The 18,537-nt window shown below is 46.1% G+C and carries 17 protein-coding genes; 2 read left to right on the top strand and 15 right to left on the bottom strand.

The window, feature by feature from the left end:
- Positions 1-144 precede the first annotated feature (144 nt).
- The 5 genes from yaaA to C170_RS31705 form a co-directional block, all read right to left on the bottom strand.
- Positions 145-897, bottom strand: coding sequence for a peroxide stress protein YaaA (gene yaaA, locus C170_RS23130; protein WP_036614527.1), 753 nt, complete (start codon positions 895-897; stop codon positions 145-147).
- Between the two features lie 214 nt (positions 898-1,111).
- Positions 1,112-1,990, bottom strand: a complete 879-nt coding sequence (locus C170_RS23135) for a prohibitin family protein (RefSeq protein WP_081746030.1) — start codon at positions 1,988-1,990, stop codon at positions 1,112-1,114.
- Positions 1,991-2,343: 353 nt separating this feature from the next.
- Positions 2,344-2,490, bottom strand: coding sequence for a hypothetical protein (locus tag C170_RS30905; protein WP_155985127.1), 147 nt, complete (start codon positions 2,488-2,490; stop codon positions 2,344-2,346).
- Between the two features lie 196 nt (positions 2,491-2,686).
- Positions 2,687-3,118: a hypothetical protein gene (locus tag C170_RS23140; protein WP_036614532.1), complete on the bottom strand. Its 432-nt coding sequence runs from the start codon at positions 3,116-3,118 to the stop codon at positions 2,687-2,689.
- A 307-nt stretch (positions 3,119-3,425) separates the two neighbouring features.
- Positions 3,426-3,605 carry a hypothetical protein gene (locus C170_RS31705; protein WP_370739102.1) on the bottom strand — a complete coding sequence of 60 codons (180 nt, stop codon included), beginning with the start codon at positions 3,603-3,605 and terminating at the stop codon, positions 3,426-3,428.
- A 336-nt stretch (positions 3,606-3,941) separates the two neighbouring features.
- Here C170_RS31705 and C170_RS23150 point away from each other — a divergent pair, with 336 nt between their 5' ends.
- Complete coding sequence (locus tag C170_RS23150; RefSeq protein WP_036614535.1) at positions 3,942-4,712, top strand: hypothetical protein; 771 nt, start codon at positions 3,942-3,944, stop codon at positions 4,710-4,712.
- 157 nt (positions 4,713-4,869) lie between these two features.
- On the opposite strand, the gene C170_RS23155 is transcribed toward C170_RS23150, so the two are convergent.
- From C170_RS23155 to C170_RS23180, 6 genes are all read right to left on the bottom strand, one after another.
- Entirely contained in the window at positions 4,870-5,757 is an 888-nt protein-coding gene (locus tag C170_RS23155) for a cell wall hydrolase (RefSeq protein WP_235200824.1), read from the bottom strand.
- Positions 5,758-6,035: 278 nt separating this feature from the next.
- Positions 6,036-7,253, bottom strand: a complete 1,218-nt coding sequence (locus C170_RS23160; RefSeq protein WP_036614537.1) for an MFS transporter — start codon at positions 7,251-7,253, stop codon at positions 6,036-6,038.
- A 113-nt stretch (positions 7,254-7,366) separates the two neighbouring features.
- Positions 7,367-8,182 (bottom strand): carbohydrate ABC transporter permease, encoded by an 816-nt coding sequence (locus tag C170_RS23165; RefSeq protein WP_036614540.1) that lies wholly within the window; start codon positions 8,180-8,182, stop codon positions 7,367-7,369.
- Between the two features lie 49 nt (positions 8,183-8,231).
- On the bottom strand, positions 8,232-9,104 hold the full coding sequence (locus tag C170_RS23170; RefSeq protein WP_017687487.1) for a carbohydrate ABC transporter permease: 873 nt from the start codon (positions 9,102-9,104) through the stop codon (positions 8,232-8,234).
- A 3-nt stretch (positions 9,105-9,107) separates the two neighbouring features.
- Entirely contained in the window at positions 9,108-10,382 is a 1,275-nt protein-coding gene (locus C170_RS23175) for an ABC transporter substrate-binding protein (RefSeq protein WP_036614543.1), read from the bottom strand.
- A 228-nt stretch (positions 10,383-10,610) separates the two neighbouring features.
- Complete coding sequence (locus tag C170_RS23180; RefSeq protein WP_051447372.1) at positions 10,611-11,795, bottom strand: LLM class flavin-dependent oxidoreductase; 1,185 nt, start codon at positions 11,793-11,795, stop codon at positions 10,611-10,613.
- A 673-nt stretch (positions 11,796-12,468) separates the two neighbouring features.
- Here C170_RS23180 and C170_RS23185 point away from each other — a divergent pair.
- Positions 12,469-13,341: a helix-turn-helix transcriptional regulator gene (locus C170_RS23185; protein ID WP_036614547.1), complete on the top strand. Its 873-nt coding sequence runs from the start codon at positions 12,469-12,471 to the stop codon at positions 13,339-13,341.
- Positions 13,342-13,597: 256 nt separating this feature from the next.
- Here C170_RS23185 and C170_RS23190 read toward each other — a convergent pair whose 3' ends face one another.
- The 4 genes from C170_RS23190 to C170_RS23205 form a co-directional block, all read right to left on the bottom strand.
- A complete protein-coding gene (locus tag C170_RS23190; protein ID WP_235200825.1) occupies positions 13,598-14,497 on the bottom strand; it encodes a hypothetical protein in 900 nt (299 codons plus the stop codon).
- A gap of 29 nt (positions 14,498-14,526) precedes the next feature.
- Positions 14,527-15,894, bottom strand: coding sequence for a nucleotide sugar dehydrogenase (locus tag C170_RS23195; protein ID WP_036614552.1), 1,368 nt, complete (start codon positions 15,892-15,894; stop codon positions 14,527-14,529).
- Between the two features lie 154 nt (positions 15,895-16,048).
- Positions 16,049-16,852, bottom strand: coding sequence for a response regulator transcription factor (locus C170_RS23200; RefSeq protein WP_036614553.1), 804 nt, complete (start codon positions 16,850-16,852; stop codon positions 16,049-16,051).
- A gap of 275 nt (positions 16,853-17,127) precedes the next feature.
- The gene (locus C170_RS23205) at positions 17,128-18,528 is read right to left on the bottom strand and encodes a glycosyltransferase family 2 protein (RefSeq protein ID WP_179088526.1); all 1,401 of its coding nucleotides are present in this window, start codon (positions 18,526-18,528) and stop codon (positions 17,128-17,130) included.
- Positions 18,529-18,537 lie beyond the last annotated feature (9 nt).

Below are 18,537 nucleotides of genomic sequence, written 5' to 3' on the forward strand. Positions count from 1 at the left end.
AGCTAATGGCTCTACTGCCTGCACCACTCGGGACTTTAACCCTATAGATAGCGCCCATGCTGGGCGCACTAAAAAAAGCCGCCAGTTGGCGACTTCAAGTGAATCAAATAGGTATCATTCTGGTACATGATCAGCGCACAGCAGCTACTGTACCTCTGCTTGTATGAATACATACGTACTCTCATCGGAACGCTCTTCTGAAAAGCCAAAATTCAACCGATCAAAGTTTCTTACGTCCTTCACATCTGTAATCTTGTGCTCTGCCATATACCGTACCATCTCACCTCTGGCCATTTTAGCCCATGTTGCCTTTTCAACCTGCTTACCATTAACTATTTGTCCGAATACACAAGTTATAAAGCGCGTCTCCTCCTTCAGAAACGGCAAAATATTTTTGCTATACTCTTTGGAAGCTAGATTCAGAATACAGTTGCTTTCCGATTGAAGCTGATCTGCCAGCTTGCTACCCCAGAATTGATAGAGCGATTTGAAACCTGGACCTTGCAGCTTGCCCTGCATTTCCAACCGATAAGGGGTTACCCCATCCAAAGGCCGCAACATGCCATAAAAGCCGGATAATATACGTAAATGCTGTTGAAGATACGCCAGTTCCTCATTTTGAAAAACACCCGGAGCCATATATTGATACTGAATGCCCTCGTAGGAATATATGGCTGGTGTCAGATTTGCTTTAATATTCATATTCTGAATCCGCTCCTCGTTCTGTTCGGCGATTGCATCGTTACACTTCCACATCGCTTTGAGTTCCTCATAGGATAACTCTTGAAGCAGACTCAATAGCTGTTCTGACTCGTTTATAAAATGCGGCATCTGCGCGATAGCCATAAGATCGGTATCAATCTTCATCTTTTTAGCTGGTGATATGATAATTCTCATCGTGCTGATCCATCCTTAATCTACCGTTGTTTTTGTCGTTATCCATTGTACAGGATTGGACAGGCGAATCCAATGCCAAGGCTTAACTAAACCCCTCATAGTACCTCTGAAAAGACTCAAAATGAACAAGTCAGCCCACGATTGGACCGGCTTGTTCATTAGAATTCAACACATTCAATTGGTGAGAAAGCAAGGGATGCATTTCAAACCGCTATTAGGGAGATACGCTCCCCGCGCCGCTATTTTGCTCTGTTTTTGTAGTCGGCAATTGAATCATTGGCGTATTTGACCCACTTACATATGGAAGGGCTCCATCCCATTTCTTGATGGTTTCATATTCAACGAGTTGACTCGATAATGATTGTTGAAGTTCTTTATTTGCTTTAGCCTGACCTTCTGCTTCGATCAATAGTTTGTCTGCATTACCTTGCGCTTCCACGCGCTTGCGATCTGCTTCTTTCTTGGCGATCTCAAGTTCAGTCGTTTTACGTTCCAGTTCTTGAGAAGCTTCGACACGCTTATCGATTGCTTCCTGAGTCTTGGCGTCAGGTTGAGGAACACCTACAGTAACGTTGGATACAATAAAGCCTAACTCTTTAACGTCATCAGAAAAACGTTGTTGCACGTCTACTCCTGCTTCGGATGACTTTTCACCATACACATCAATGACTGTAAACTTGGAAATCCCCTTACGAGCTGCGTCACGGAAACGTGTTTTGAGATATGTATCCTCAATTTCTTGAATGCTAATTGGCCCAAATGTATTAAAGATAGAAGATACTTTACTTGGTTCTACTTGGTAGTTGTAAGCAAAATCGATTGTGATATTTTTCCCGTCAGAAGTAGCAATCTGAATATCTCTGTATTCCACCGTTTGAATTCGGATCGGATATTTCGTCACTTTATCAAACGCTCCAACGAGTTTCCACCCTTGACTCAGTGTGCTATCTTTTACGCCTCCATTTGGTGAATAAACGACCCCAACATATCCATTAGGAATTCGTGTTAAAAAGAAGGTCACCATTAGCACTCCCACAATAATAACTAATGCAACCGCAATTGCCCCTACCCTAAACGTCTTTGAATTTTTCATCACCATTCTCCTCTTGTTTGAATTTATTGTATTTCTTCAAAATTCTACTACCTATTTTATTGAATAACGGGAACATTAATGACCATAGAATAAATGCTAGGATAAAAATTAAAATGATTCCCCCAATAAATGGCATATCCGTCCTCCCCTCTATGGATGTAACCGAGTACAAATTTATAAATGGTAACTAATTATATCCTCCTTTATATATACTTTGTAAATTCGTATTAGGTTTCAAGGATATTCATCGCTTGAAGTACTATTAGGTTAAGTAGTGAAGAAAATGGTGAGTCAGTGACGTCCTATATCCGCTTATTCCGATAAAAGAAAGTGATCATCCATTCATCTGGGTATTATGGATCAGGCCATAGTTGCACCCATTGCTCTTCTCTCTGGGTGTAGACATATTCCTGCGGATTGTCCTTAAATTGGACGACTACAGGATACTGTGGCATTTTACTGCGACGAGCAGCGATGCTAATGATATCATCTTCATCCATACTCTTTTCAACGATTAAATACGTTTCTTAAACCATCTTCAAGCTCCTTCATATCCTTTTTATATGAGCCGTACCATGTGACAGAAGCTATGACAACTAATATAAGTACAATCAGTGATCCTTTTAGAAACTTCTATTCTATCGGCCAAAAAGAAAAAACCTTAAGGACATTGCCCCAAGGTTTAAGCGTAGGAAATTATACATGTTCATTATAAGAAATAGACTCAAATAATTGACCAAATACAGGTATTAGTTTAGTTGCATACCAATTTACGTCAGTTATTTTGTTATAACTTTCTACATCAAGGACTTTTCGATTGATATCAGGACTCATAAGTATGGTACCATTCTCTTCAATTAAAAATGTTCCCCCTACATCAGTATCTTTCCAAGTCATTGCCACTCCAATTAATTCTCTTTTATTATCCTTTATGACTAAAATCTTTAGTAACTCCTCTAGAGGAATTGATTTGCTCCGCCAATTAAAGTCATTATCGTCTCCAATTGGTAGATAAGTTACTTTTCCTTGATCGTTATAAGACCAACCGAAATCTTCGAGTTTGCGAAGAATAGTCATTCTTGAGATTTGCTTTGATAAACTTATTTCAATGGATATTGAAACAGACATGCAAAATCCCCCTTATCTTTAATCTAAAAATCCCTTGAATCCAATCCCTTTTTTAGTTAGCCAATCTTTGATCTGCTGAGGTATTTTTCGTGTTTGAATATAAGTAATTTATAAATTGCGGCATCTGCGCGATAGCCATAAGATCGGTGTCGATCTTCATCATTTAGCTGGTAATATGATAATTCTCATCGTGTTAATCCATCCTTAATCTACCGTTTTTTTTATCGTTATCCATTTTCCAGGATTGGACAGGCGAATCCAATGGTGAAGCATAATATCTTCTTTTGTCTTAGTAAGTATGATTGCTTTATTCATTCGGATTAGGCGTCAGCTGAATCCATTCATCTGTAAAGTTGTAGATATATTCCTGCGGATTGTCCTTGAATTTGACGACAACAGGATACATCGGCATTTTGCTTCGACGAGCGGTGATGCTTATAATCGTATTCCCATCTATTCCTTTTTCGGCGGTTAAATATGTTCTCAAATCATCCTCCAGCTTCTTCATGTCACTCTTATAAGAGCCATACCATGATAAAGAAGCGATGACAACTAGTGCAATTATAACTAATGAGGTCTTTAGCAACTTCATTTTACTCACCCTGACTTTAATTTATATTCTAATGATCCTAAATTTTAACAAACTGATTGAACCCGCTTATTTGGAATAGGCCCTTGCTACTATATCAGATCAAAACTTGTCAATATGCTATTACCTGAAGTTGGGTCGATATTCTCATGAGTCACCATGATCTGTTTTGTTATGATTATAAATAAAATACATTTAAATTAATAGAGTCTAAGAGAAAGGGTGCCGCTTCTTATGTTTATTGTTCAACTACTGCTCGCTCTCGCACTTTTGGGCGGTTCAGACAGCTCCAATGATACCACATCTACACAACTGGAAGTAAATCCGTTACTGCCTCACCCTGCTTATTCTGAACTTGTCTTGGAATCCGGTTTAAAGCCTTTCCGTTCTGAACTAACATACAAAGGACTTGAACCAGACTATAATCAATTTGAGCAGGCCGCTAAAATTCTTCAGGACAAGCTTTTGGAAAGCGCACTACCACCGCTTCTATCCAAATCCGGAGATACAGGTACATTTGATTACGGCGGACAATTAAAATTGTTGAAAACTGTCCCTCTGAAGCAAAGTATTGAATTCGGTCCTTTAACTATTCATATGATGGATGCTCAGTTATTAGAGGCTAGTGATATTCCAGATGATACCCGTAAAAACATTTCTATTCTGAATCATGAAGATGTTGGTCCTGATATAACTTATATCAAAATCATCTACAGTGTGGAAAATACAACGGATCAAAATATCGGATTTTACGGTTTGAATTCGATCCATCCGAACACAGGTAAACCTATCTCAGCGGATCGTAATTTCATGAGAAAACCCTATGTTTATCATCAATATGACGGCGTAGTCATGGATAATATGGGCTATGGTTTAGTATACACAGATGACCCCGACAAGCTGGAATCCATTGAATTGGTTTTCAATAGAATCTATGACTATGATACTGGAGAAACCATTGTAGAGCCTACTTCATTGAATATCCCTTTCACGGTCCAGAAGTAATATTAAACTTATATTTGCTTTAATTTTAAGATACCATTTTTCCACGATATAATAATTATTAAACCCCGGCCATGTACCTGCAGATGAGCAGCATACAGCCGGGGTTCCTTGTTGTATTAAGAAAATACATTTGTTCTATCTATAAACTCAAACTATCTTATCTCGTAAAATCATGCTGCCCAATAGTCAGCAGCGTCGGCCTGCTCTTACTCCACACTGAAGTGGCAATCTTCGGATTGTAATAATACAGCGCTCCGTTCGTCGGATCAGCGCCATTCAAAGCCTTGCGAGCAGCCCTGTAAGAGGTCTGGGTTGGCTTGGTATTAAACTGCCCATCATCTATAGCCGTGAATTGCCCTTTCTGGAAAATAACCTTCGAGATAGACGACGGGAATTCACTCGAATGTACCCGATTCAACACAACCGCTCCTACAGCGACTTGCCCTTCAAAAGATTCTCCGCGCGCTTCGCCATGGATCAGCTTCGCCAACTGGCGCAGTGTCTCGCCTTCGGCTTTGGCCTTTTTGTTCAGCCTGTTCAGCGTCGCTGGACCTGCAACGCCGTCTGCACTCAGCCCCTGCGCCTGTTGGAACTTGCGGACAGCACCTTTGGTAATCGTACCGTAATAACCGGTCAATCCTGCGTCAAAGTACCCCAGATCGCTTAATTGCTCCTGCAATTGCAGCACATGCTCGCTACGAACGCCCTGTTCCAACTTCTGTGCTCCCGCAGAAGGAGCTGCCACGGTTAATCCCAGCGTCAATGCGCAGGCACCGAGAAGCATGCTGACCCGCCCCGCTCTTTTGCCAGCCATGTTCCCCTTCCCATGAGTGACTTTCCGACTGACAGTGATAGGTTCCATGTTGTCAGCAAACGTTAACAGATCTAACCCCTCATTCGTGCTATCAACTGTAGTGCGTTCATTACTGTTCATATGGCTAACCACCTTCATCTCTTTCATCTCACTCACGCTATCTAATTCACTTATCATATTCTTTTCATTGATTTCATTCGGTTGATCCATTCCAATATTATTCTTCATCATTCCATTAACCTCCACTTTTCTGAATCCAGATCCCACTTCTTTCCCCTGAATCCTCACAGTTGGACATCCCGAGTGTCATTATAGGATATAGAAAAAATGAAGTCTATCGGACCGATGACGCAGTGAAAAAACGACACTGAACATAACAAAAAGAGGCATGAGCCCATGGTCACACCATGGTCATGCCCCTTCTTGTATCAACCATATACCGCTTGTCCAACCCGTTATTTCCGTAGGCTGGCAGACCTGTACAAAAGTTGCGTTGTATTTATTGACAATTACTCAGCAAGTTCCTGACCCTTCGTTTCCCGGCCCCAGAACAGTACAGCCGCTGCGCCAATGAGGATTGTCACGAAGAAAATCGTGAAAATCAGGCTGATTGCCACTTCGCGCTGAACAAGCATGCCGACCATTAATGGAGCAAGCACCCCACCGATTCGGCCAACCGATGTGGCAAGTCCAACACCTGTCGAACGAACGGAAGTCGGATACAATTCCGGGCTGTAGGCGTACAGACCACCCCAGGCTCCCAGATTGAAGAAGGAAAGACAGATTCCTGCGGTCAGGATCGTCGCTTCCGTTGTTGCCAATCCAAACGCAATCGCACTGAATGCAGTCAAGGTAAGATACACAACAAGTACGAACTTGCGTCCGTAACGTTCAATGAAGTACGCCGCGGTGAAGTAACCTGGCAACTGCGCGATCGTCATGATCAGCACGTACTGGAAGCTTTTAACCAACGTGAATCCTTTTGCCATCACAACCGAAGGTAGCCACAGGAACATTCCATAATAAGAGAAAATGACGGTAAACCACAAAATCCAGAGCATCAACGTTGTACGGCGATGTGGTGCTGACCAGACGGTAGCCACTTTTTCGCGGAACGTGATTTTATGAAGCTTGGTATGATTCTTGTACCGCGGCGGGTCCTGAATAGCACGACGCAGATACAGTGCATAGAACGCCGGAAGCGCACCAATGGCAAAAGCAATTCTCCATCCGTACTCCGGGATGACAAAGTTGGCAATGAGCGCGGATACAATCCAGCCCCCTGCCCAGAAACTTTCCAATAATACAACGGCACGTCCCCGTTCCGCTGTAGGCATCGACTCCGATACCAGTGTGGATGCCACGGGCAGCTCTCCGCCAAGTCCAATACCCGCAACCAGACGCAGTGCACACAATACGGCGAATCCAGTCGCCAATGCAGACAGACCGCTTGCAATCGTAAAGATTAACAAGGTCCACATCAGTATGGCCTTCCGTCCAAAACGGTCCGCAAGTGCACCTGCAAGCAAAGCACCTAGCGCCATACCGATCGAGTTAATACTCGTAAGCACCCCGACTTGTCCGGGACTTAGACTCCATTCCTTGGCGAGTGCAGCCACGATAAAGGAGATCATGCCCACTTCCATCGCATCAAACAGCCAGCTCATGCCGGCACTGAACAGCAGCTTGCGCTGCTTGGGATTCCGCAATACTTCCAGTTTGCTCATCACTTATAGCTCCCTTGATCTCTATGTAGTCATTCTGACACTAAATCATTATTATGCAGAATGCTCCAGAAATCAATGCAAAATAAGCTTTTCCTTCCGATTTCTGCGATACCTTACCCCTTGAGTGAACCCGCTGTCAGACCTGCAACAAAGTAACGCTGGAGCACAAGGAACAACGCGATCATCGGAATGGCCGTTACCAGCACACCCGTAAGCATCATCGGATAGTTCGTCACGTATTCCCCGCGGAACTGCATAAGTGCGAGCGGTAAAGTGAGCTTGGACTTACTGCTGAGCATCAGCATCGGAATAAGCAAGTCGTTCCATACCATGACGAGCAGGAACGTAGCCGTTGCCGCCAGCGAAGGTGCAGCCAGTGGCAGTGCAATTCGCGTATAGAGTCTCCATTCGCTTGCTCCATCCATACTACCCGCTTCCAGAATCTCCGAATTGAGCATGCGCATGAAACCTGTCAGCATAAATACAGAGACAGGCATCAGCATAGCCGCGGATACGACAATCAGGCCCGTGAGACTGTCCGACCACCCGAGTGTACGCGTGAGAGAATAGATCGGTAGCATACTCACCTGGGATGGAACGATCAACCCTGCTACGAACAGAGCAAATACAATTTTGCCTACACTTCCGCCCCAGCGGACAATGGCGTAAGCAATCATGCTACTCAGCAATAACTCAATGGCAACCGTACCAAGCGTCACGACCAGACTGTTTCCGAAATATTGCCACATCGGCTGATTGCGGAACATGCCAGTGATGTTATCCCACGTAAACGGGTCCGGCCAGCTGAATGGACTGGTGAAGAAGTTGCTGCTTGTTTTGAACGAGGATACAAATACAAAGTACAGCGGCACCAGAATCAGCAGCGCGTACACCAATAAGATCAGGCGATTGAACCATTTTAGAAACATGTGAACTCCCTTCTGCCTCGATTGCAGGATGAATGCTCCAACATCAACCTCAATAACTTACCCGGTCGGCACGCAGTGCCTTGAACTGCAACAGCGTCAAGAGCGCGAGCAACACCAGGAAGATCATGGAACCGGCAGAAGCCAGACCAAATGAATAGCTGCCAAAGGCGGTATGATAGATATATGTTGTCAAAATTTCAGTTGCGTAGTTCGGCCCTCCGTCCGTCATTGTGAAAATGAGGTCAAATGCCTTGAACGACTGAATGGTCGTATAGGCCACAACAATCGTTGCCGAAGGTGCCAGCAGTGGCCAGGTCACGGTACGGAATACCTGCCATTTGCTGCCGCCGTCCATACGAGCCGCTTCATACAGTTCTGCCGGAATACCTTGCAGACCTGCGATGAATACGATCATCATCTGGCCGGCATGGGCCCATACCTGTACCGCAGCGATGGAATAGATGGCGATTTTGGGATCTCCAATCCAGTTACGAGCAATGCTGCTCATCCCAGCTTCATTAAGTCCATAGTTGATTAGTCCGATAGATGGATCATACATAAATGCCCAGATCAGTCCAACCGATACGGAGGACAGAATCGCAGGCAGGAAATACAATGCCCGAAGCACGATGCGTGTCTTGGTATTACGTACCAAGAGTAGAGCCAGGACAAGTGAAATAAAGGTTTGTGCAATAACAACTGTTAACATGAACTCCACGTTGTTGCCAAAGGCTTTGCGGAATACGATGCTGCTGAGACTGTCCTTGTAATTATCCAGCCCTACAAATGCATACGACGGGGATACCCCATCCCAGTCCGTAAAGGAATAGAACAGCCCCGTCAATGTAGGAAATACGAACAATCCAACGTACAGCAACAACCCGGGGATCAGAAACAGGGATAGCTGAAGACGGTTTTTCATCGTTTATTTCCCGATATGCTGATCAATGATCGCTTGTGCCTGCTGTGCTGCTTCTTCCGGAGAAGTGCCGCTCAGTACAGCCTGAATGGAGTTGGTTACTGCTTTTTGATTATCTCCGTTCAGGATGGTGAACCGTGGCTGGAACACGGTCTTTTTGGTTGCCCATTCTCCGGCTACCTGAAGCTCAGGCGTATCGTACTTCACATCATTCACCGTTACATTTTGTCCCGTTTGGTTGGCATAGTCACTCGCTACATCGGGATTGCTCAGGAATTCGAGGAACTTCTTCGCTTCTTCCGGATGTTTTGACTTGCTGTTCACCGCGAGCATGAACGTAGTAGTATGCACTCCTTCATACTTCGCTTGATCTGCACTTACTGTAATCGGTGCAAGCAGTTTTTGCTCCAGATTAGGATTCTGCTGCTTGTTCTGTGCCAATTGATATGATCCGCTCGCCAGCATGGCTGCTTTCTCTTGAATAAACAGTGCGCCCGCCGCAGGGTCTTTCGTACCCAGTGCATCCTGCTGGAAGTAACCTTTATCGTTCAGTTCCTTGATTTGAGTCAATGTTTTCACCCAAAACTCATCCGTCAGTTTGGCTTCGCCCGCTTCTACTTTGGTAAAAATGTCGTCACTCGGTGCATTGTTCATCACCATCGTATTCATGAATTGTCCTGGGCCAATGTCCGCTCCGGCAAAGGCAATCGGAATGATGCCATTGTCTTTCAGCTTCTGGCAAAGTGCCAGGAAGCCTTCCCAATCGGTCGGCGGCGTCAAGCCGTATTGTTCAAACAGTTTTACGTTATAGATTGGATCGTTATATACGAGTTGATACGGGATCGCATATTGCTTGCCATCGTGCTGTCCTGATTCAATCAGCTTGGAATTGTAGGCCGACAGAAACGATGATCCGGTCAGGTCCGTGAACAAGCCGGCTTTGGTGAAAGCTTCGAACTGTGCACCCGGGAAGGAGGCAAATACATCTCCTACCGAACCGTCACTGATTTTGGATTGTACGGTGGACTGATATTGATCGGAAGGCAGCGTCTGCATCTCCACTTTAATGTTCGGATTTGCTGTCTCAAAAGCGTCAATGGTTTTGTTCAGTGCTTCCACATCTTCTCCACGCCAGTGCATGAAGCTGATTGTAACTTTACCTGAACCCGAGGAGCCGTTCTCTCCAGATGACGTGTTATCCCCACCGCCGCAAGCTGACAGCAGGATGGACATCACCAGCATACTGACAAGCGGCAGGATTAATTTTTTATTTTTTTTCATGAAAGACGACCTCCTGAGGATGATTAATGTAAGTTGCACGAAAGTTTTTACACGGGGCACTCCGAGTGCAGTACCATCTTCCGATCGCTGTTATCCCCGGATTTCTTTGAATCATTTCTTTCAATGGTTAAAATCCGGGTATAAAGGCGAGCGCTCCGCTTCTTCAGATCGGTTCTGCCCTCTCCGTTAAAGTGTAAAAAAAGGGCTCTTACTTTAGTTGGTAGTAACTTAGTTAGTAGTAACTTGATGCTGCTTCTGTCTTGTTTTCCATTTCTCGCGAATGATAGGCATCACGGTCCGGCCGAAGATTTCGGCCTCTTCCAGATGTGGGTAACCGGACAGAATAAAAGTCATAACGCCGAGATCTCCATACTCCATCAAACGCTCTGCCACCTGTTCGGCTGTACCTACAATAAGGATCGCACCGCCGGAACGCACAACGGACAAGCCTGTCCACAGGTTAGGACCTACAACAAACTGTTGCTTCTCGGACAGCTCCCGTAGCTCGTTCTGTCTGCGTTGGTTGGTTGCATCCGTCTCGGCAAAAGCGGCTTTGGCTTTCTCGATCGCTTCTGGTGGTACTTTGCTAATAATCTCCCAAGCTGCTGCCCATGCTTCTTCCTCGGTATCCCGAATGAGTACCTGAGCACGCATGCCGTAACGGAGCTGACGATCTTGTCCTGTTTCCTCTTTCACCTGCTGACGGATGACCTCAATCTCTTCGATCTGCTCCTGAATCCAGTCATGAGGCTCGCCCCACATGAGGAACGTATCCGCATGTTCAACAGCGACCTTCTTGGCAATCGGAGAACTTCCTCCCAGATAAAATGGTGGATGCGGATTTTGCACCGTCTCCGGCATGCCTACCGGTCCTTTGAAATTATAATACTGGCCGTTGAATTCAGGATTGGGATCGCTGGGTACGTCTACACCAGATTTTGAATCACTTCCTGCAAACTCCGTCAGATTCAGTCCCGTCGATTGGGTCCATGAACGCTTCATGACTTCCATATACTCGCTCGCCCGCACATACCGTTCATCATGCGCATGTGCCAGTGGATCGCCAAGTTCCTCCAGATCGCGAACGGAACTGCCCGTCACCACATTGATCATGGCGCGACCACCAGAGAGCTGATCCAGTGCCGCTCCCATTCGTGCAGCGAGTACGGGCGTAACCAATCCCGGGCGAATGGCGACAAGGGGACGCAATGTCTTCGTGTGACTCATCACAGCCGAGCCAACCACCCATGCGTCCAGACAGGCTCCCCCAGTCGGAATCAGTACAAATTCGAATCCTGCCTTCTCCGCCGTCTGTGCCACATCGATCAGATAATCCAAACTTGGCTCCCGCTCCGGGGCAACCCCTACATACTTACCATCCCCTGCTGTAGGCAAAAACCATCCAAACTTCATCTCTTCGTGTTCGCTCACAAAAGTCAATCCCTTCTATGAATAAATAAAGTCTCATGTTAAAAAAAGATCACTGTTCTGCAACTTGGCCGTTCCGGTTACGAATCGTTCTTACGATCACTGTTATCTCCAGATTTTTTGATCCCCTTTTCTAAGGTGAAATCCGGAGATAGCTTATGCTTCCGATGTAGCTTTCTTTCAGAAAGCTTTCAGGTGAACACTACGTTTCTTCAGAATCGATTTCGTCCCCTCCACTACGTTTGCACTGGTTGAAATTGATTTTTAAAGTGTGCCTAATTTCTAATTCATTTTCAAAGCACATATCCAAATGCCGATTAATTAACTTGGTTTAATAGGTATGGACATCATATCAATTGATTTGTCTGTGAGCAATGTCATTTCGCGGCAATTTTATTTTGTCATTTTGTGGTCTTTTCTCAGATTTAGGTCTTCCTGATCTTGAATATATATAAAACCCACCTGTATAATAGGTTTAAATACATGTTCAAAAAGTCTAGTTTTCAGTACCGAGTAGATGGTCGGCTGAATTTCAGCTTCGATGTTGATGATGCCACTAGGCATGATTCGTAATCAAAAGTGGACTTTTTGAACTACATCTATAAGTGAAACTTTTAGAATGTACAAACGATACTTATACAATAAAGAGGTGTTCCTGATGACCGAGAGCATGAAGGAGGACCACCATGAGTTTTTGGATATTATTTTCTTCACTCCATCTGAATTCGAGAAAGCTGGTGGCGCCTGGCCGATTCGCATCGGCCGTAATATAGCCAAGACCAACTATCATATTGGCCCGCGTACTACGCCTTATCATTATTTGCTATTTGTGCTGGAGGGGGAAGGTACATTCATACAGAACGGACAGCGTCATACCCTTTGTGCCAGGGATGCGTTCTGTCTATTTCCACATGTTACCCATGAGTATTGGACGGACCCCGAGGATACGTTGCAGAAAATATTTATTGCCTTTGACGGCGCACATGCAGCCGAACTGCTTTCCCGAATTGGACTTACACCCGACTCACCTTACCGTTCAGGTGTACTTACCCCGGAGACTGCAAGTGCCATGCGCTCGTTCATGGAGGATGTTCGCAAACCGCAGGATGGAGCGAGTGATCTGGGACGACTCACCCGATTTCTGAGCCTCTTCGACCGGATAGCCCGTTCCCCTGCAACCAAAGGATTGCAACCGGATTCAGCTACACCTTGGCTCCAGAAAGGCAAGGAATACATGGACATTCATTTTGCAGGCGGCATCTCCGTGGAAGGTGTGTCCGCTCATGCGGGTGTGGATCGAACCCATTTTGCCAAACAGTTCCGCAAAGCCTATGGTCTGTCCCCTGTGCAATATATCCAGCAATTGAAAATGACCCAAGCCAAACGTCTACTCGTGCAGACGCCGCTAAGCTTAACTGAAGTGGCTCATTCCGTAGGTTACCCGGACTTGTTCTCCTTCTCTAAAGCGTTCAAAAAGCAAGTCGGTTTGCCGCCCAATCGCTATCGCACAGCGGAGAGCACGAAAGAATGAGGGAGCGACTTTCGCTCCTCAGCCTATACTCCATGCCTCATACACCACGCCTTGTGTGCTGTGGTAAGATGCTGCCTCTACCAAAGTACAACGGACTCCTGAGTTTCATATCCTGCACATCATAGTGCTGCCAAACCCATTACGAAATCCACCACCAAAAAGGCAAGCCCCATCTACCCGGGACTTGCCTTTTTTCTATACTATAGTCTTGACCGTACGTACCCGAAACCAGAAACTTTTTTACGTTGACCTAACGCTATTCCTTCTTCTCATCCTTGCGCGCAAGTGGAATACCGTTCTCCTTCGCATACCATGCTTCATAATGATGCACAGCTACACCTGCAAAAGAAGAATGAGAGGTACCGAGATCAAACACCTTTGCCATCTCTTCATTCATATTGCTAACCGGTTTACGGAAAAAGGTCAGGTGATCCCCCTCGTGTGTATCCGCGAGTTCCGCTCCGATCCAGACTTTCTTGCCGAGATCATCCGCTTCGTCCAGTTCTTCCTTGGACAGATCATACATCTGCTGCCCACTATCCCGGTAAGCCATAATGGCCACCGCATCAAAGTGGGAGATCACCCAGCGACTGAATGTACCTCCTTCAGCCGACTGACGGGCATCAAGCCAGAACGGGATGGCAGCACTCATGTACAGTCCGGCATCCTCGCCGGCTTTTGTCCAGGCCTTCATGTTGTTCTGCCACTCTGCAATGACGCTGCTCTCGTCGTTCTCCCAGCGCTTCAACTGATACGGCTCCACATCCAGTTGAATACCTTGGAAGCGTTCATTCTTGGCCGAAGCTGCATTGTATGCTCGTACTCGCTCGATAAAAGCAAGTCCTTCATCCCGCTTCTCCTCATAGGCCCAGTCTGCATGACCGTTAAGTCCATGCACTTCAATCTCAGCCTGTCGGGCAGCCGCAATGAATTTGCGGTATGTTGCGTCAGGCAACTCATCCTGGATTTGCAGGAAGATGGTATCCACGCCCTGTTCTTTGGAGAAAGCAATAATCTCAGGTGTCTGCTCTGCAATAATGGACGCGTCCCACAGCCAGGTCGCTTTGTGTTCCTCTGCCGAGAACCATTTGAACATCCAGGACAGAAGCAGCAGGCACAACACCACAGCCAGAATGGCCCATTTCGCCATACCCATCAGTTTGCCCCGTTGCCTCATATATTTCCTCAGACGAGCAACGCTTCACTTGGCTCAAGCACAGGATGCTGTACCGAGTGACCAATCTTGTAAATATGCGGATGCGTGTATGAACGGAACGCATTACGTGTATCCAGAATCGGTACACCCATCTCGGCAATATCAAAGTAAGGCAAATCGCTGTGGTTGGTGATCAGCACGATGCAATCGTACTTCTTGAACTGCTCCAGATTGAACGGTTCGCTGTGTACGGTCTCGCCATGTTTGTCCTGGAAGGAATCCGCATGTGGATCGTAGTAGCTAACGTTAGCTCCACTTTCCTTGAACAGTTCATATACTTCCAGTCCTGGTGATTCACGCAGGTCGGCAATATTTGGTTTATACGACATACCGAGGAGCAGAATATTGGATTTACGTACGGATTTAGCGTATTCGTTCAGAATCGTTGACGTTTTGTTCAACACATAATATGGCATGTTGTCATTGGTGGATTGCGCCAGCTCAATGAATTTGCTATAGAAACGGAAACCTTTGGCCTTCCATGACAGGTACATCGGATCAAGCGGAATGCAGTGTCCACCGATGCCTGGGCCTGGATAGAATGGCATGAAACCAAATGGTTTCGTCGCCGCCGCATCAATAACTTCCCAGATATCAATGCCCATACGGTCGCACATCATCGCCATTTCATTTACAAAGGCAATGTTCACACTGCGGAATGTGTTCTCCAGCAGTTTGGACATCTCAGCCACTTTTGGTGAAGATACCGGTACTACGGTTTCTACATATTTTCCATATAGCGCTGTTCCGAGCTTCAAGCAAGCTTCAGTTGTGCCCCCGATTACTTTCGGCGTATTAAATGTTGTGAAACGTCCGTTCGACGGGTCCACACGCTCAGGCGAGAAGCAGAGGAAATAGTCTTTACCTGCTTCTTGTCCGATCTTGTCCAGCTGCTGCTGGATCAGTTCTTCGGTTGTACCTGGATAAGTGGTGCTCTCCAGCGTAATCAGCATGCCTGGTTTCATGTGCAGTTTGATCTGATCTACAACGGTCTCGATGTAAGACGTATCCGGGTCCTGATTCTCACTAAGCGGTGTCGGTACGCAGATACTGAGTGCGTCAATCACGCGCAGCATACTGTAATCTGTCGTTGGCTGGAAACGACCGCTTTGCATTACTTTTTTCAACTCATCGGACGAAATATCGTGAATATAGGAATCTCCTTGATAGATACTTTCTACTTTGGACGCATCCAAATCAATTCCGATTACCGTGAAACCTTGATTGACCATTTCCACGGCAAGTGGAAGTCCTACGTAACCGAGCCCGACGACGCCGAGTACAGCTTCTTTATTTTCAATCGCATTCAGTAATGTGTGGAATTGTTGATTCTCCATGATATTCCCTCCGGGCAGTGTATTTGGTGGTGCTTAAAATCCATATAAATAGATGAGTGTCTGTGCTCTAAATGTTGCTCTAATCTATCTGATTCATAGTGTAAAAAAAGCTCTTACTTTGCACTTCACACAATCAGCTTATTCAAGCCGTCTTCTAATGCAGGCAGCGTCTGATTCGGGCATCCAGCTCTACAGGTGAGAACGGTTTGGTCATGTAATCATCGACTCCGCTGCGGAAACATTGACTAATCGTCTGCTCGACACGTTGTTCGGTCAACACGACAATTTTGGGTGGCTGCTCCATCTCCAGATTCTGAATATGATGGATGAACGGCAGACCATCGATGCCATACAGATTCAGTTCGGTGAGCACCAGATCTGGTGTAACTTTCTCGATCAACTCCAGTGCAGCCAGTCCATCAACGGCTTCATAGGTTTCGTATCCCTGCATCTTCAACCGCAATTGCAGGAATTCGCGTACCGTCGGATCGTTGTCCACAATCAAAATTCGTTCCGGCTCGTCCACCGTATTGTCCAGCGTGTAGATATGAATTTCCGACGAATCTACGAGTTTCGAGGACTCAGCCATATGCTGAATAGTTGCCTTCGAAGGGCGCTCCCCTTCCGGGAAACTGGCCAGTGTAATCTGTGGATCGGCACCGGGTACAGTCTCTTGCAACTCATGTTTGATCCGAAGTCCTTCATAATGAACTTCATCCAGTGACAAACCTGGCAACAGGACGGCAATCGCTTGGGTAGCCCCATCCTTCCACACCTGGAAGGCAGACTCACTCGTTTGTTCCAGATGTGTCCTGACCTGCTGCTCAGGTTGAGAGTTTCCTGCACAATGGATGAACATTAAGCCGCATGTTTCGGCACCCGTTTCCTTCAATCCCTGTTCTACACTTCGGTACACATTAACGGCAGCCTCACGCTGCAATGTCGCCGTATTTGGCATGTTCTTTTCCACCCTTCTCCTCGATTATCTATATAAGTCCAAAAATATTATTTACACTGACACTCCGATGACAGAACAGCCTTTCGATCACTGTTATTCCCAGATTTGTTGATTCCTTTATACAAGGGGAAATCCGGGAATAAGCGTATGCTTTCGATGCAGCTTTCTTTCGGAAAGCTTTTAGGCGCACGCTTCGCTTCTTCAGGCTTTTTCTGCCCTCTCCGTTATCGTGTAAATGTCTAGTTGGACATATAATTGCTTTGATTATTCTTTAATCAAGCGGCTTCGCTTGTTTTCTTCTCATCCTCGGACCAGCTTTGACGTGTCATGGTACCCCATGAGTTGTTGTTTTGCATGAACTGCACATGTCCCTGCAACCTCCACAATACGCCGAGCTGGTGGTAACCCACGAATTTCAGCGCGGAGTAGACCAGCATTTTGACCAGATCGGAGAGTTTGTTGTAACGCTTGAAAGCAATCTCCTCCAGGACAAGTGCGCCTACACTCAGCAGATAACCACTCACAAAGTTCAGCAGTCCGAACAGAACCAGAATCGGCCATTGCGTCATATCCAGAAGGACATATCCAGCGAGAGCCAGAAGTCCGGTAATCCTGAAATACGGGTTGAGCGCTTCAAAAAGGACGTTATATGGCATGGTCACCATACCCATAACCTTATATTTCGGATTGAACAACATGCCACGATTCTCGATCATGTTCTTCAGATTCCCGCGGCCCCAGCGCTTACGCTGACTGGACAAGATCCGGTAGGAATCCGGTGCCTGCGTCCAACATACGGCCTCAGGACAGAAGGCAATGCGGTACTTCAATTTGTTTTCCAGCATGTAACGGTGAAGTTTGATGATGATGTTCATGTCTTCCCCAGGATAACCATCCCGGTATCCACCCACGGCGATTACAGCGTCCTTACGGAACATGCCGAAGGCACCGGAGACAATGATCAGACCGTTCATGTGACTCCAGCCAATCCGTCCACCCAGAAAGGCTTTGAGATATTCAATCGACTGGAACATGGGCCAGATCTTGCGTGGCAGCGATACATCTTGCACTGCCCCGTTTTCAATTTTGCAGCCATTGGCGATCCTTACATCTCCACCGATGGCTACCGTCTCTTCCGGATTCTCCATATACATGCGTGCCATGCGGATCAGGGCATCCTTCTCCAGCAAAGAATCGGCATCGATGGATGAGATTAGCGGATAATGAGACAGGTTGATCCCGGCATTGAGGGAATCGGCCTTACCGCCGTTTTCTTTGTCAATGACATACAGATCCGGGAACTCTGGATTATGGTAGATCCCACGAATTTTCTGACAGGCGATCTTGCCCCGAATCTTCGTATTGGGTACTGGCTTCAGACGATATTCTTTCAACAGGATATTCAGTGTCGCATCACTGGAGCCATCATTCACAACAATGACTTCATACGTTGGATAATTCAGCGTCATCAGGCAGTTCACATTTTCAATAATCGTCAGTTCCTCGTTGTATGCCGGTACCAGCAGAGAAACGGAAGGTACCAGTTCCGAGCCTGACAATGTATTGTATTTGGAATAATGCGACCGCCGGAAGATCGTCCAGATGTTACGGAACGATAAGGCCAGAATGGAGAAGTAGAGCGTATTTACAAAAACAACATAGTAGATTGCGACCATGCCGTAGAT

This window comes from Paenibacillus sp. FSL H7-689, from assembly GCF_000517905.1.
Taxonomy (GTDB): domain Bacteria; phylum Bacillota; class Bacilli; order Paenibacillales; family Paenibacillaceae; genus Paenibacillus; species Paenibacillus amylolyticus.